Raw genomic sequence first — 15,583 nt, 5'->3', positions numbered from 1 at the left:
AGCGGCGGCCCGTTGCCTCTTACGCCGCGGACGCGCGCGCTCTACCCTGATCACGGCTTCGTAGTTACTCGCCAGTTAAACAAGCGGGATCGAGCACCGCGGGCCGGACACCGCAGGCCAGGTACCGCAGGACAGAAACGCAGACGTACGCAGGACAGGCACAGGAATAAGCAGCAGTCAGCAGGAACAAGCAGCCGGTCGTGAAGCACTGCCGCAGGCCCGGAGGATGTCGTGAGCGACACACAGACCCTGATCGATAACCGACCGCCCTCCGTGGCGAACCTCTTCGTCGACCGCGTGGCGGCCACCCCGGACGGGGAGGCCTACCGCTACCCCGTCCCTTCGGCCGCCGGCGAGGGGCCCGATGAGTGGAAGTCGCTGAGCTGGGCACAGGCCGCCGAGCGCGTGTACGCCATCGCGGCAGGGCTGATCGGTCTGGGCGTTCAGCCGGAGGAGCGGATCGCGCTCGCCGCCAGTACCCGGGTGGAATGGATCCTCGTCGACCTCGGTGTGATGTGCGCGGGCGGCGCCACCACCACGATCTACCCGTCGACCAACGCCGAGGAGTCGGCGTTCATCCTCTCCGACTCCGAGAGCCGGGTGCTGATCGCCGAGGACGCCGGCCAGCTGGCCAAGGCCCGCGAGCGCCGCGCCGAGCTGCCGAACCTCGCCCACGTCGTCGTCATCGACCCCGAGGACGCCGGGCCCGCCGAGGGCGACCCCGAGGGCTGGGTGCTCACCCTCGCCGACCTGGAGGCCCGCGGCGCCGAGTACCTGGCGAAGAACCCCGGCGCGGTCGAGGAGCGGGTGTCCGCGATCACGTCCGACCAGCTGGCCACCCTGATCTACACCTCGGGCACCACCGGCCGCCCCAAGGGCGTACGCCTGCCGCACGACAACTGGTCGTACATGGCCAAGGCCACCGTCGGGACCGGCCTGATCACCAAGGACGACGTCCAGTACCTCTGGCTGCCGCTCGCGCACGTCTTCGGCAAGGTCCTCACCTCCGGCCAGATCGAGGTCGGCCACGTCACCGTCGTCGACGGCCGGGTCGACAAGATCATCGAGAATCTGCCGGTGGTCCAGCCGACATACATGGCCGCCGTTCCCCGTATCTTCGAGAAGGTCTACAACGGTGTCGCCGCCAAGGCACGGGCCGGCGGCGGGGCCAAGTACAAGATCTTCCAGTGGGCGGCCGGGGTCGCCCGCGAGTACGCGACCGTCTCGCAGGACAACTTCCGGCGCACCGGAACGGCCTCCGTCCCGTTCGCGCTCGGCGCCAAGCACAAGGTCGCCGACACCCTCGTCTTCGCCAAGATCCGCGAGGCCTTCGGCGGCCGGCTGCGCGCCTGTATCTCCGGCTCCGCGGCGCTCGCCCCCGACATCGGCTACTTCTTCGCGGGCGCCGGCATCCACATCCTGGAGGGTTACGGCCTCACCGAGACCAGCGCCGCCTCCTTCGTCAACCCGGGCGAGGCCTACCGCACCGGCACCGTCGGCAAGCCGCTCCCCGGCACCGAGGTACGGATCGCCGACGACGGCGAGATCCTGCTGCGCGGCCCCGGCCTGATGCAGGGCTACCAGGGGCTGCCGGAGAAGACCGCCGAGGTGCTGGAGGCGGACGGCTGGTTCCACACCGGTGACATCGGCGAGCTGTCCGCGGACGGCTACCTCCGGATCACCGACCGCAAGAAGGACCTCATCAAGACGTCCGGCGGCAAGTACATCGCCCCGGCGGAGGTCGAGGGACAGTTCAAGGCGGTCTGCCCGTTCGTCTCCAACATCCTGGTGCACGGCGCGGACCGTAACTTCTGCACCGCGCTGATCGCACTCGACGAGCCGACCATCCTCGGCTGGGCCGCCGAGAACGGCCTGGGCGGGAAGCCGTACGCCGAAGTGGTGGCCTCCCCGCAGACCGTCGCGCTCATCGAGGGCTATGTGAGGCGGCTCAACGAGGGGCTGCAGCGCTGGCAGACCGTCAAGAAGTTCCGGCTGCTGCCCCGCGATCTCGACATCGAGCACGGCGAGCTGACGCCCAGTCTCAAACTGAAGCGACCGGTCGTCGAGCGTGAGTACAAGGGCCTCATCGACGACATGTACGCGGGGAGCCGCGAGGCGTAACGCAGCTCCTCGGGCGGCGGCCGCACGGTGCGGCCGCCCCTGTCCCGCTCCGCTCACTTTCTCTGCTCACTTTCTCCGCTCACTTCGGCAACTCGTCGCTTATGGGCATGGTCCATCTGTCACTCTGTCGGTGTCGTCAGTGGCGCCCAGTGAGAACAGACAGACAGAACGAGAACAGACAGAGCGAGAACAGGTCAGGAGCTGCACCGTGGGGCCCATTCCCTTGCAGCGGGACATCGTTCAACGTCCCGGCAACACCGTCGGCCATGCGGACGCACGGCCCGTCGCCCGTACGTCCCTGCCCGGAAACCTCCTCGCACCCTCCGCCGGCCGCCGGTTCGTCCAGGCGGCGCTCACCGAATGGAGCGGGCTCGGACTGCCGGCGGCGGTGGGCTTCAGCGAGCGGCTGGCCGACGACGCGGCGGTCGTCGTCAGCGAGCTGGTCACCAACGCGGTCGTGCACGCCGGGACCAATGTCGAGCTGCTGTGCCGGCTGGAGGAGGCCACCGAGGACGAGGCCGCGGCCCTGGTGCTGGAGGTCTCCGACCACCACCCGGCCCGCGCCGTGCGCAGCGAACAACCGGAGGACGGCGGCCCGGCCGACACGGCGGAGAGCGGGGTCACCACCGACTCCGCCGATCCCGCCGAGTACGGTCGCGGACTCCAGCTCGTCGGCACCCTCTCCGAGCGCTGGGGCATCACGTACCGCACCGGTCTCAAGACCGTCTGGGCCCGGCTCCCCGTCGACGACTGGAACCCGTTTCCCGAACCGTCCACCGAGCCCGGATTCCAGCAGGGGCTGCGCGCCGCCGAACTGCTCGCCCCCAGCGCCCGGCGGGCCCTGCGCGACGGCGCGGACTGGGCGGGCCGCGGCGCGCTCTCGTTCCTCGCCGAGGCCTCGGACCTGCTCGCCGGCCAGCTCGACGAGGACATCGTGGCGGCGCTCGCCGGACAGTTACTGGTGCCCAGACTCGCCGACTGGTGCGCGATCTGGCTGGAACCCGAGAACGGCGGTCCCGCGGCAGTGCCCCGGCTCGCCAGCGTCTGGCATCGCGACGAGGCCGAGACTGGGCAACTGCGTACGCTGCTGGAGCAGGACCCGATCCGGCTGCCCGAGCGGGTGGGCACCGGGCCCGTCTCGCTGCCCTGGCCCGGGGAAGAGGAGGACGGCGAGAAGGCCGACGAGCGCCCCGAGTCCGCTCTCGCCTACCGGATCACCTCGGGCGGCCGGACACTCGGCGCCGTACTCCTCGGCCGCGAGGGAACGGCACGCGTCCCCGACGAAGTGACCGCCCTGATCGAGGACTTCGTACGCCGTGTCGGCCTCGCCGTCGGCGCCGCCCGCGCCTACACCCGGCAGGCCACCATCAGCCGCATCCTGCAGCGCGCACTGCTGCCCAGCAAGGTCGCCGACATACCCGGCGTCACCAGCTCACTGGTGTACGAACCCAGCGACGACGGGGTCGTCGGCGGTGACTTCTACGACATCTTCCCGTGCCCCGGCGACCGCTGGTGCTTCGTCCTCGGCGACGTCCAGGGCAGCGGTCCCGAAGCCGCCGTCGTCACCGGCCTGGCCCGGCCCTGGCTGCGGCTGCTGGCCCGTGAGGGTTTCGGCGTCGGCGAGGTGCTGGACCGGCTCAACCGGCTGCTCCTCGACGATGCGATGGAGGCCGCCGAGGCGGCCGCGCTCATGGTGGCCGCGGCGGGCGGCCAGCAGACGGCGGACACCGGGCAGTCCCGCTTCCTCTCCCTGCTGTACGGGGAACTGGTGCCGCTGCCCGACGGCGGCGTGCGCTGCACCGTGGCCAGCGCGGGCCACCCGCTGCCGCTGCTGCTGCGGCCCGACGGCGAGGTGCGCCCGGCCGCCGAGCCGCAGATGCTGCTCGGGATCTTCGACGACGTCGCGTACGAGAGCCAGAGCTTCGACCTGGCACCGGGCGACAGCCTGCTGTGCGTCACGGACGGCGTGACGGAGCGGCGCTCCGGGGCGCTGATGTTCGACGACGGGGACGGTCTGGCCCGTGCGCTGGCCGACTGCGCCGGGCTGTCGGCGGACGGGATCGCGGACCGCATCAAGCGGGCCGTGCACGAATTCGCCGAGCGGCCGCCCGATGACGATCTGGCGCTGCTGGTGCTGCAGGCGGGGTGAGGCCAGGCGTCCGGGGACGGGCGGCTTCCGTGATCATGGACGTGGCCCGGGGTTCCCCGGCGGCGAGCGACAATGGGCGGTATGCCTTCCGTACTGCCCGATGGTGAACCCGTACCCGACGACGGGGCGCTGCCCCGCCATGCCCTGGAAGGCGCCGCCGACCGGCCGCTCGGCTTCTACCTGCATGTGCCCTACTGCGCGACCCGCTGCGGCTACTGCGACTTCAACACCTACACCGCCACCGAGCTGCGCGGCTCCGGCGGTGCGCTGGCCTCCCGGGACAACTACGCCGCCCACCTGATCGGCGAGGTCCGCCAGGCCCGCAAGGTCCTCGGCGACGATCCGCGTCCGGTCCGTACGGTCTTCGTCGGCGGCGGCACGCCCACGTTGCTGGCCGCCGGGGACCTGGTACGGATGCTGGGCGCGATCCGCGACGAGTTCGGTCTCGCGGACGATGCCGAGATCACCACCGAGGCCAACCCGGAATCCGTTGATCCGGCTTATCTGGCCGAGCTGCGCGAGGGCGGCTTCAACCGGGTCTCGTTCGGGATGCAGAGCGCGCGGCAGCACGTGCTGAAGATCCTGGACCGCACGCACACGCCGGGCCGGCCCGAGGCCTGTGTCGCCGAGGCACGGGAGGCGGGCTTCGAGCACGTCAACCTCGATCTGATCTACGGAACGCCCGGGGAGTCCGACGACGACTGGCGGGCCTCGCTGGACGCGGCGATCGGGGCGGGGCCGGACCATGTGTCGGCGTACGCGCTGATCGTCGAGGAGGGCACGCAGCTTGCCCGGCGGATCCGGCGCGGCGAGATCCCGATGACCGATGACGACGCCCACGCGGACCGGTACCTGATCGCGGACGAGGCGATGGCCGCGGCGGGCTTCTCCTGGTACGAGGTGTCGAACTGGTCCCGTACGCCCGAGGGCCGGTGCCTGCACAACGAGCTGTACTGGCGGGGCGCCGACTGGTGGGGTGCCGGTCCCGGGGCGCACAGCCATGTCGGCGGGGTGCGCTGGTGGAACGTGAAGCATCCGGGGGCGTACGCGCAGGCGCTGGCCGAGGGGCGGTCGCCGGGGGCCGGGCGCGAGATCCTCTCCGCGGAGGACCGGCGGGTCGAGCGGATCCTGCTGGAGCTGCGGCTCGTGGACGGGTGCCCGTTGTCGCTGCTGGCACCGGCGGGGCTGGCCGCGGCGGGCCGGGCGGTGGAGGACGGGCTGCTGGAGCCGGCGCCCTACGGGGAGGGGCGGGCGGTGCTCACGTTGCGGGGGCGGTTGTTGGCGGACGCGGTGGTGCGGGATCTGGTCGACTGAGGGGGCGGGCGGGGCACGGGTGCATGCGGGGCGCGGGTGCACCCGGACCCCCGCTCCTCAAATGCCGGAGGGGCTGTCCACCGGCGCCGTCACGAAGTCGATCAGGTGTTCCACGGAGCCCAGCAGGGCCGGCTCCAGATCCCGGTACGAGCGCACCGTGGACAGGATCCGCTGCCAGGCCGCGCCGGTGTTCTCCTCCCAGCCGAGCGCGCGGCACACGCCCGTCTTCCAGTCCTGGCCGCGCGGGATCACCGGCCAGGCGTTGATCCCCACGGACGACGGCTTCACCGCCTCCCACACGTCGATGTAGGGGTGGCCGACCACCAGCACGTTCGCGTCCGAGACCTGGTCCGCGATCCGGGACTCCTTGGAGCCGGGAACCAGGTGGTCGACCAGGACGCCGAGCCTGGCGTCCGGGCCGGGGGAGAATGCGCGCACGACGGCCGGGAGGTCGTCGATGCCTTCCAGGTATTCGACGACCACGCCCTCGATCCGCAGATCGTCGCCCCAGACCCGCTCGACCAGCTCCGCGTCGTGGCGGCCCTCCACATAGATCCGGCCCGCCCGCGCGACCCGGGCGCGCGCCCCGGGGACCGCGACCGAGCCCGAGGCCGTGCGCGCCGGGCGTACGGGCCCGGCGGCCGACGGCCGTACGAGCGTGACCACCCGGCCCTCCAGCAGGAAGCCGCGCGGCTCCATCGGGAACACCCGGTGCTTGCCGAAACGGTCCTCCAGGGTCACCGTCGGTCCCTGGGCCGTCTTCTCGCAGCGGATCACCGCACCGCAGAATCCGGTGGAGACCTCCTCCACGACCAGATCGGGATCGGCGGGGACCTCGGGAACGGGGGCGGACCTCTTCCATGGTGGGGTCAGGTCCGGCTGGTAGCTGCGCATCGGAAGACGATAGGACGGAAACCGGTCACGACACGCCGAAGAGGGTGGCCAGCCGGTCACGCTGCCCCCTGACGAACGCCGCGTCCACCACCGCCCCGTGCCCCGGCACGTACACCGCGTCCTCGCCCCCGAGTTCCAGCAGCCGGTCCAGCGCGGCCGGCCAGCGCGACGGGACCGCGTCCCGGCCCGCCTGCGGTTCGCCGGACTCCTCGACCAGGTCCCCGCAGAGCACCACCGCGGGGGAACCGGGCACGAGCGCGGCCAGGTCGTGACCGCTGTGGGCGGGGCCCACGTTCGCCAGCAGCACCTGGCGGCCGCCCCCCAGATCGAGCGTCCACTCACCGCACACCTCGTGGTGCGGCGCCACCACGACACCGGTGGCCTCCGCCGCGTCGTGCTCGGACACCCCGTGGCGTACCGCGGAGGCGTACAGGGCGTCCGCCCCGGCCTTCAGCAGGCCCGCCATGCCGACCGCCCCGTACACCTGGGCGCCGGAGAACGCCGCGGTGCCCAGCACATGGTCGAAGTGCGGGTGGCTGAGTGCGATATGCGTCACCTTGCGGCCGAGCAGGGCCTGTGCCTGAGCCCGTACTTCGGCGCCTTCGCGAAGTGTCGATCCGGTGTCGTAGAGCAGAACTCCCTCCGCTCCGGCCACCAGTGCGACGGTCGCATCCCATCCGGGCAGGCGCCGTCGCCCCATTCCGTGACCGAGTCGCTCCCAGCCGAACTCTTCCCAAGAGGCATCCATACCGCGACGCTATCGGCAACGACCTGCGCGGTCCCGAGGTAGCGTGGCCGGTCGCCCTTGCTAGGCCCCCACTCGGCCGCCGTACACTGGCGGGGGGATTGCTGGCACTCGCGACGACAGAGTGCCAGGCGGATTCCTGGGAATGAACCAGGTACGGCCCGAGAACCACCGAGGAACAGCTGGAGGTGTGCGCGATGCTCAGCGAACGCAGACTCGAAGTGCTGCGCGCCATCGTCCAGGACTATGTCGGCACCGAGGAGCCCGTGGGTTCCAAGGCGCTCACCGAGCGGCACAAGCTGGGGGTCTCCCCGGCCACCGTGCGCAACGACATGGCGGTGCTGGAGGACGAGGGCTTCATCGCCCAGCCCCACACCAGTGCGGGACGCATCCCGACGGACAAGGGCTACCGGCTCTTCGTCGACAAGCTCGCGGGCGTCAAGCCCCTCTCGTCGCCGGAACGCCGTGCCATTCACAACTTCCTCGACGGCGCGGTCGACCTCGACGACGTCGTGGGCCGTACCGTACGGCTGCTCGCGCAGCTGACCCGGCAGGTCGCCATCGTGCAGTACCCCTCGCTGACCCGGTCCACGGTGCGGCATGTGGAGCTGCTGTCGCTGGCGTCCGCCCGGCTGATGCTCGTGCTGATCACGGACACCGGCCGGGTCGAACAGCGCATGATCGACTGCCCCGCCCCGTTCGGTGAGACGTCTCTCGCCGATCTGCGGGCCCGGCTCAACAGCCGGGTCGTCGGGCGCCGCTTCGCGGATGTCCCGCAGCTGGTGCAGGATCTGCCGGACTCATTCGAGGGCGAGGACCGGGGAACGGTCTCCACCGTGCTCTCCACCCTGCTCGAAACCCTCGTCGAGGAGACGGAGGAGCGGCTGATGATCGGCGGCACCTCCAACCTCACCCGCTTCGGGCACGACTTCCCTGTGATGATCCGGCCGGTGCTGGAGGCACTGGAGGAGCAGGTCGTGCTGCTGAAGCTGCTCGGCGAGGCCAAGGACTCAGGCATGACCGTACGAATCGGGCACGAGAACGCCCACGAGGGGCTCAACTCCACGTCCGTCGTCGCGGTCGGCTACGGTTCGGGCGACGAGGCAGTCGCCAAACTCGGCGTGGTCGGACCGACCCGCATGGACTACCCCGGAACGATGGGAGCGGTACGCGCAGTGGCACGTTACGTCGGACAGATCCTGGCGGAGTCGTAAGTGGCCACGGACTACTACGCCGTACTCGGCGTGCGCCGCGACGCATCTCAGGACGAGATCAAGAAGGCATTCCGGCGGCTCGCTCGCGAGCTGCATCCGGATGTGAACCCCGATCCGAAGACCCAGGAGCGGTTCAAGGAGATCAACGCCGCCTACGAGGTGTTGTCGGACGCGCAGAAGAAGCAGGTCTACGACCTCGGCGGCGATCCGCTGTCCGCCTCCGGCGGCGGTGGCGCGGGCGGATTCGGACAGGGTGGCTTCGGCAACTTCTCCGACATCATGGACGCGTTCTTCGGTACGTCGTCGCAGCGCGGGCCCCGTTCGCGCACCCGGCGCGGCCAGGACGCGATGATCCGGCTGGAGATCGATCTCGCCGAGGCCGCGTTCGGCACCACGAAGGACATCCAGGTCGACACGGCGGTCGTCTGTACGACCTGCAACGGTGAGGGCGCCGCACCCGGCACCTCCGCCCAGACCTGTGACATGTGCCGCGGCCGCGGTGAGGTCTCCCAGGTCACCCGGTCCTTCCTCGGCCAGGTCATGACCTCGCGGCCCTGCCCGCAGTGCCAGGGCTTCGGTACGGTCGTGCCGACCCCGTGCCCGGAGTGCGCCGGCGACGGCCGCATCCGGTCGAGGCGCACGCTCACCGTGAAGATCCCCGCCGGTGTCGACAACGGCACCCGCATCCAGCTCGCGGGCGAGGGCGAGGTCGGCCCCGGCGGCGGCCCGGCCGGCGACCTGTACGTGGAGATCCACGAGCTGCCGCACTCGGTGTTCCAGCGCCGCGGCGACGATCTGCACTGCACGGTCACCATCCCCATGACGGCGGGCGCGCTCGGCACCAAGGTGCCGCTGGAGACGCTCGACGGCCTGGAGGAGGTCGACATCCGGCCCGGCACGCAGTCGGGCCAGTCGGTCCCGCTGCACGGCCGCGGCATCACGCATCTGCGGGGCGGCGGGCGCGGCGATCTGATCGTGCATGTCGAGGTCATGACCCCGACGAAGCTGGACCCGGACCAGGAGCGACTGCTGCGGGACTTCGCGAAGCTGCGCGGCGAGGAGCGGCCCACCGGCCAGTTCCAGCCCGGGCAGCAGGGGCTGTTCTCCCGTCTGAAGGACGCCTTCAACGGCCGTTGACGGTCCCTGTACAGGTTCGTGCACACGGATTCGTCCACCGTCCCTGTGCACCGTTCCTGCGTACCGGTTCCTGCGCATCGTCCCTGAACGCTGTTCCTGAACGCCGGACGGGCTCGCTTGCCGAGCCGTCCGGCGTTCGAGGACAGATTTAAGGACAAAGAGGACCCGGGGCTGGGCACGCCGAGGCGTACGGGACGTGACACGATGCGGTCATGTCATCCGTGTTGACCGATCTCTGCCGGTATCCGATCGTGCAGGCCCCGATGGCAGGGGGTGTCTCCTGTCCGCAGCTCGTCGCGGCCGTCGCCGAAGCGGGCGGTCTTGGCTTCCTTGCCGCCGGGTACAAGACGGCGGACGGCATGTACCACGAGATCAAGCAGCTGCGCGGGCTGACCGGCCGGCCCTTCGGCGTCAATCTCTTCATGCCGCAGCCCGCACTCGCCGATCCGAGCGCCGTCGAGGTGTACCGGCATCAACTCGCCGGTGAGGCCGCCTGGTACGAGACGCCGCTCGGCGACCCGGACTCCGGCGGCGACGACAACTACGACGCCAAACTCGCGATCCTCCTGGAGGACCCGGTCCCGGCCGTCTCGTTCACCTTCGGCTGCCCGACCCGGGACACCCTCGACGCGTTCACCGGGGTCGGCACGTACACCGTCGTGACGGTCACCACGCCCGAGGAGGCCCAGGCCGCCCAGCGGGCGGGCGCCGACGCGGTCTGCGTCCAGGGCATAGAGGCGGGCGGCCACCAGTCCACCCATCGCGACGACCCGCAGACCGACGGCACCGGGATCGGAGTCCTCTCCCTGGTGACCCAGGTCCGCGAGACCGTACAGATGCCGGTCATCGCCGCGGGCGGGCTGATGCGCGGCTCCCAGATCACGGCGGTGCTCGCCGCGGGCGCGGAGGCGGCGCAGCTCGGCACGGCGTTCCTCGTCTGCCCCGAGTCCGGGGCGAATCCGCTGCACAAGCAGGCGCTGACCAACCCGCTGTTCGTACGGAGCGCCCTGACCCGGGCCTTCTCCGGCCGCCCGGCCCGCGGCCTGGTCAACCGCTTCATGCGTGAGCACGGCCCGTACGCCCCCGCCGCCTACCCTCAGGTCCACTATCTGACCGCCGGTCTGCGCAAGGCGGCGGCCAAGGCCGGCGACGCCCAGGGCATGGCGCTGTGGGCGGGTCAGGGGCACCGGCTGGCCCGCGAGCTGCCCGCCGGCCGGCTGATCGAACTGCTCGTCGAGGAACTGGACGCCGCACGGACGGCCGTGAACACAGGGAGTACGCAGTGACCGCACCGGTCTTCGTCGTCGAACAGGTCCCCGACGGGCCCGAGTTCGTCCTGGAAGGATCCGAGGGGCGGCACGCCGTATCGGTCAAGCGGCTGCGCGCCGGTGAGGACGTCGTGCTGACGGACGGCCACGGCCGGTGGACGCGAGGGGTCGTCAGGGCCGCCGAGGGCAAGGACCGGCTCGTGGTCATGGACCTGGCGACGGTCCGCGAGGAGCCGTGGCCCACACCCCGTATCACCGTCGTCCAGGCGCTGCCCAAGGGCGACCGCGGCGAGCTCGCGGTCGAGACGATGACGGAGACCGGTGTCGACGCGATCGTGCCCTGGCAGGCCTCGCGCTGCATCACGCAGTGGAAGGGCGACCGCGGCCTCAAGTCCCTCGCGAAATGGCGCAACACCGCCCGGGAGGCCGGCAAACAGTCGCGCCGGGTGCGGTTCCCCGAAGTGGCGGACGCGATGACGGCCAAACAGGTTGCCGCGCTTCTGGCCGCGGCGGACTTCGCCGCCGTCCTGCACGAGGACCGCGAGCACGACAGCGAGCCGCTGGCCACCGTCCAACTCCCCACCCAGGGCGAGATCGTGCTGGTCGTCGGCCCCGAGGGCGGTGTGTCGCCGGACGAACTGGCGGTCTTCGCCGGGGCGGGCGCCCGTACCTGCCGGCTCGGAGCGTCCGTCCTGCGCACCTCGACGGCGGGCACGGCGGCGACGGCACTGCTGCTGGGGCGCACCGGCCGCTGGTCGTGAGCCCCCTCCCGCGCTCCGGCGCCAACTCCGGTGTGGCCGCAAGTCGTCTACCGTTCCGTGGGGGAACGGTGGGAAGCTGCCCGTATGGGGACATCAAGGGCATGGGGTCGGAGAAGGACCCGTCGCTTTCTGGCCGCGTCCGCACTCGCGGGCGCGGCGGCCGCCGGTGTGGTGGCCTGTGAGCCCGTGGGCGGGCTGAACTCCGCATCCATCGCCGTGACCACCGACCAGGCCGCCACCAGCGCCCTGGAGAGCCGCGGGGTCCATGTCCAGTGGCTCAACTGCACGGCCGATACCGGCGCGGGCCTGATCGGGGGCGCGTCGCCCGCCGCCTCCGCGCGCCGGGTCGCGGACGTCGACTGCACCGGAAGGACCCGGGACGGCAAGGACATCACGATCAACGGCAACGTGACCCAGGAGCTCGACGGGCGGTGCGTGCGGGGCGACCTGAGCGCGAAGGCCGGCGGGAAGGTCGTCTTCCGGGCAGATGTGCTGGGTGACTGCAACGCCGCACCGCCGGCCGGCGCGGCGAATCCGCCCCTGGGCGGCGGCAGCGGCACCGCACGGCCGACCGTCACCGTGACGGTCACGGTGACCGAATCGCCCCGGGGCAAATGAGCGTGGCAGGCACCGAACCACCCGGTGGACTCCGGCCAACTCGGTTCCGCGGAGCACGCCCGCGGCCTAGGGTGATCGATGTGACGCAGCCTGCCTACCTCCGATACCCCCATGTCCAGGGCGATTTGATCGCCTTCACCGCCGAGGACGATGTCTGGCTGGCGCCGCTGGACGGCGGCCGAGCATGGCGCGTCAGCGCCGACAACCGACCCGTCACCAACCCGCGGATATCCCCCGACGGAACCCGCGTCGCCTGGACATCCACCCGGGACGGGGCGCCCGAAGTGCACGTCGCGCCGGTCGACGGCGGCCCCTCCGAGCGGCTCACGTACTGGGGCGACGCGCGGACCTCCGTACGCGGCTGGACGCCCGAGGGCGACGTACTCGTCATCAGCACCCAGGGGCAGGCATCGCTGCGGCGCAGCTGGGCCAGGGCCGTCCCGGCCGACGGCGGGCCCGCGCGGACCCTGCCGTACGGGCCGGTCGGCTCCCTCGCGTACGGGCCCGGCGGACGGGTCCTGCTGCTCTCGGCCACCATGGGGCGCGAGGCCGCCGCCTGGAAGCGCTACCGGGGCGGCACCGCGGGCAAGCTGTGGATCGCGGCAGAGGGCGCGGCCGACGGCCCGGCGGAATTCGTACGGCTCCACGAGGACCTCGACGGCAACATCGAATGCCCGATGTGGGTCGGTGACCGGGTGGCGTTCCTCTCCGACCACGAGGGCGTCGGCGCGCTCTACTCCTCGCTCCCCGACGGCTCGGACCTGCGCCGTCACACCGAGGCCGAAGGCTTCTACGCCCGCCACGCGAGCACCGACGGCACCCGCGTCTGCTACGACTCGACCGGTGAGCTCCGGCTGCTGGACGACCTCGAAGGCGCCGCGCCCCGCCGCCTCGACATCCTGCTCGGCGGCCAGCGCGCCGACCTCCAGCCCCACCCCGTGCACGCCGGCAGCCACCTCGACGCCGCGTCCCCGGACCGCACGGGCCGCGGCAGCGCGGTCGGGACGCGCGGAGCCGTCCACTGGGTCACCCACCGCGAGGGCCCGGCCCGCGCGCTCGCCGTCGAACCGGGGGTACGGGCGAGAATGCCCCGCACCTTCCAGGCCGACGGCGACCAGCACGTCGTCTGGGTCACCGACGCCGAGGGCGACGACGCCCTGGAGTGCGCACCCGCCACCGGCATCGCACCGGGCTCCGTACCGCGCCGCCTCGCCGCGGGCCGCATCGGCAGGGTCCTCGACCTCGCCGCGGCCCCGGACGGCAGCCGGTTCGCCGTCGCCGCGCACGACGGGCGGGTACTGATCGTCGAGCGGGAGAGCGGCGAGGTCCACGAGGTGGACCGCAGCGAACACGGCGACGCCTCCGGTCTCGTCTTCTCGCCCGACTCCTCCTGGCTCGCCTGGTCGCACCCCGGGCCCGAACCGCTCAGGCAGCTCAAGCTCGCCCACGTCGCCGACCTGTCGGTGGCCGAGGCCACCCCGCTGCGCTTCCGGGACTTCTCCCCGGCGTTCACCACCGACGGCAAGCACCTCGCGTTCCTCTCCGAGCGGTCCTTCGACCCGGTCTACGACGCCCACGTCTTCGACCTGGCGTTCATCGGCGCCTGCCGTCCGCATCTGCTGACGCTCGCCGCCACCACGCCCTCCCCGTTCGGACCGCAGCGCCACGGCCGCCCGACCGAGAAGGAGAAGGGCGGCGGCGAGGGCGAGGACAACCCGACCGCACTGCCCGTCACCCGCATCGACCTCGAAGGGCTCGCCGACCGGATCGTGCCGCTGCCCGTCGAGGCCGCCAGCTACTCCACGCTGCGCGCCGCGAAGGACGGACTGCTGTGGCTGAACCACCCGGTGACCGGAGTGCTCGGCACGAGCGGCGCCACGCCCGACGCCCGCCGGCCCGAGACCGTCCTCGAACGGTACGACCTGGAGAAACTGCGCTGCGAGGAACTCGCCTCCGACGTCGGCGGGTTCGAGGTCAGCGGCGACGGCCGGCGGATCGCCCTGCGGACCGGGGGCAAGCTGCGCGTCGTACCGTCCGACAGCCGCGTCCCGGCCGGTGACGACGACCACGACGGCGGCAGCGACAGCAGCGTCACCGTCGACCTCTCCAGGATCCGCCGGACCCTCGAACCGGCCGCCGAGTGGCGGCAGATGTACGACGAGGCCGGGCGCATCATGCGGGACAACTTCTGGCGCCCCGACATGGGCGGCATCGACTGGGACGGCGTCCTGGACCGCTACCGCCCGGTGCTGGAGCGCGTCGCCACCCACGACGACCTGATGGACCTGCTGTGGGAGGTGCAGGGCGAGCTCGGCACCTCGCACGCCTATGTGACGCCGCCCGGCGGATGGCGCGACGACTCCGCCCGGCAGGGGCTGCTCGGCGCGGACCTCTCCCGTACGGACGAGGGGAGTTGGCGCATCGACCGCATCCTGCCGTCCGAGACCTCCGACCCGGCGGCCCGCTCGCCGCTCGCCGCACCCGGCGTGGCGGTGCGCGTCGGCGACGCGGTTCTCGCCGTCGACGGGCATCCGGTCGACCCGGTGGCCGGGCCCGGACCGCTGCTCACCGGCTCCGCCGGGAAGCCGGTCGAACTGACCGTCTCACCGGTGGACGGCGGAGACCCGCGCCATGTCGTCGTCGTACCGGTCGCCGACGAGGAGGCGCTGCGCTACCACGCGTGGGTCGCCGACCGGCGGGCCTACGTCCACGAGCACTCCGGCGGACGCCTCGGCTACCTCCACGTCCCCGACATGGTCGGCTCCGGCTGGGCACAGCTCCACCGCGATCTGCGGCTCGAAGTGGCCCGCGAGGGGCTGGTCGTGGACGTCCGGGAGAACCGCGGCGGCCACACCTCGCAGCTGATCGTGGAGAAGCTCGCCCGGCGCATCGTCGGCTGGGACATGCCGCGCGGCATGCAGCCGTACAGCTACCCGGAGGACGCGCCGCGCGGCCCGGTGGTGGCCGTCGCCAACGAGTTCTCCGGCTCGGACGGCGACATCGTGAACGCCGCGATCAAGGCACTGCGCATCGGCCCGGTGGTCGGCACGCGTACCTGGGGCGGCGTCGTCGGCATCGACAGCCGCTACCGGCTCGTGGACGGGACGTCGGTCACCCAGCCCAAGTACGCGTTCTGGTTCGAGGGTTACGGCTGGGGCGTGGAGAACCACGGGGTCGATCCCGACGTCGAGGTCGTGATGGCGCCGCAGGACCATGCCGCGGGGCGCGATCCGCAGTTGGACGAGGCGATCCGGATCGCGCTCGCATCGCTGGCGGAAACCCCGGCGAAGCGGGCACCGGAGCGGCCGGGGGCGTAAGGGGGCGTGCGGGGCGGGGGTGCGGGTCGCCTTGCGGCGACCCTC

11 protein-coding genes are annotated in these 15,583 nt (G+C 71.9%); 9 read left to right on the top strand and 2 right to left on the bottom strand.

Annotation, left to right across the window (positions count from 1 at the left end; genetic code table 11):
* The first annotated feature begins 231 nt into the window (after positions 1 to 231).
* From ACFVV1_RS19780 to hemW, 3 genes are all read left to right on the top strand, one after another.
* Positions 232 to 2,121 carry an AMP-dependent synthetase/ligase gene (locus tag ACFVV1_RS19780; RefSeq protein ID WP_389990631.1) on the top strand — a complete coding sequence of 630 codons (1,890 nt, stop codon included), beginning with the start codon at positions 232 to 234 and terminating at the stop codon, positions 2,119 to 2,121.
* A gap of 223 nt (positions 2,122 to 2,344) precedes the next feature.
* On the top strand, positions 2,345 to 4,270 hold the full coding sequence (locus ACFVV1_RS19775; RefSeq protein ID WP_389990921.1) for a SpoIIE family protein phosphatase: 1,926 nt from the start codon (positions 2,345 to 2,347) through the stop codon (positions 4,268 to 4,270).
* Positions 4,271 to 4,342: 72 nt separating this feature from the next.
* The gene (gene hemW, locus ACFVV1_RS19770) at positions 4,343 to 5,584 is read left to right on the top strand and encodes a radical SAM family heme chaperone HemW (protein WP_389990629.1); all 1,242 of its coding nucleotides are present in this window, start codon (positions 4,343 to 4,345) and stop codon (positions 5,582 to 5,584) included.
* A gap of 57 nt (positions 5,585 to 5,641) precedes the next feature.
* Here the strand turns inward: hemW and ACFVV1_RS19765 are convergent, their stop codons facing one another.
* Entirely contained in the window at positions 5,642 to 6,478 is an 837-nt protein-coding gene (locus tag ACFVV1_RS19765) for a DUF3097 domain-containing protein (protein WP_389990627.1), read from the bottom strand.
* Positions 6,479 to 6,503: 25 nt separating this feature from the next.
* The gene (locus ACFVV1_RS19760) at positions 6,504 to 7,226 is read right to left on the bottom strand and encodes an MBL fold metallo-hydrolase (RefSeq protein ID WP_389990625.1); all 723 of its coding nucleotides are present in this window, start codon (positions 7,224 to 7,226) and stop codon (positions 6,504 to 6,506) included.
* A 194-nt stretch (positions 7,227 to 7,420) separates the two neighbouring features.
* Here ACFVV1_RS19760 and hrcA point away from each other — a divergent pair, with 194 nt between their 5' ends.
* The 6 genes from hrcA (at position 7,421) to ACFVV1_RS19730 (ending at position 15,538) form a co-directional block, all read left to right on the top strand.
* On the top strand, positions 7,421 to 8,437 hold the full coding sequence (hrcA, locus tag ACFVV1_RS19755; RefSeq protein ID WP_389990623.1) for a heat-inducible transcriptional repressor HrcA: 1,017 nt from the start codon (positions 7,421 to 7,423) through the stop codon (positions 8,435 to 8,437).
* Complete coding sequence (gene dnaJ, locus ACFVV1_RS19750; protein WP_389990621.1) at positions 8,438 to 9,574, top strand: molecular chaperone DnaJ; 1,137 nt, start codon at positions 8,438 to 8,440, stop codon at positions 9,572 to 9,574.
* A gap of 212 nt (positions 9,575 to 9,786) precedes the next feature.
* Positions 9,787 to 10,860, top strand: coding sequence for a nitronate monooxygenase (locus ACFVV1_RS19745; RefSeq protein ID WP_389990619.1), 1,074 nt, complete (start codon positions 9,787 to 9,789; stop codon positions 10,858 to 10,860).
* On the top strand, positions 10,857 to 11,603 hold the full coding sequence (locus ACFVV1_RS19740) for a 16S rRNA (uracil(1498)-N(3))-methyltransferase (protein ID WP_389990617.1): 747 nt from the start codon (positions 10,857 to 10,859) through the stop codon (positions 11,601 to 11,603). Before ACFVV1_RS19745 ends, ACFVV1_RS19740 begins: the two co-directional genes overlap by 4 nt.
* 84 nt (positions 11,604 to 11,687) lie before the next feature.
* A complete protein-coding gene (locus ACFVV1_RS19735; RefSeq protein WP_389990615.1) occupies positions 11,688 to 12,221 on the top strand; it encodes a hypothetical protein in 534 nt (177 codons plus the stop codon).
* Positions 12,222 to 12,301: 80 nt separating this feature from the next.
* On the top strand, positions 12,302 to 15,538 hold the full coding sequence (locus ACFVV1_RS19730) for a S41 family peptidase (protein ID WP_389990613.1): 3,237 nt from the start codon (positions 12,302 to 12,304) through the stop codon (positions 15,536 to 15,538).
* Positions 15,539 to 15,583 lie beyond the last annotated feature (45 nt).

This window comes from Streptomyces sp. NPDC058092 (genome assembly GCF_042884935.1).
Classification (GTDB): Bacteria; Actinomycetota; Actinomycetes; order Streptomycetales; family Streptomycetaceae; genus Streptomyces.
This window is presented reverse-complemented; position numbering and strand designations above follow the sequence as displayed.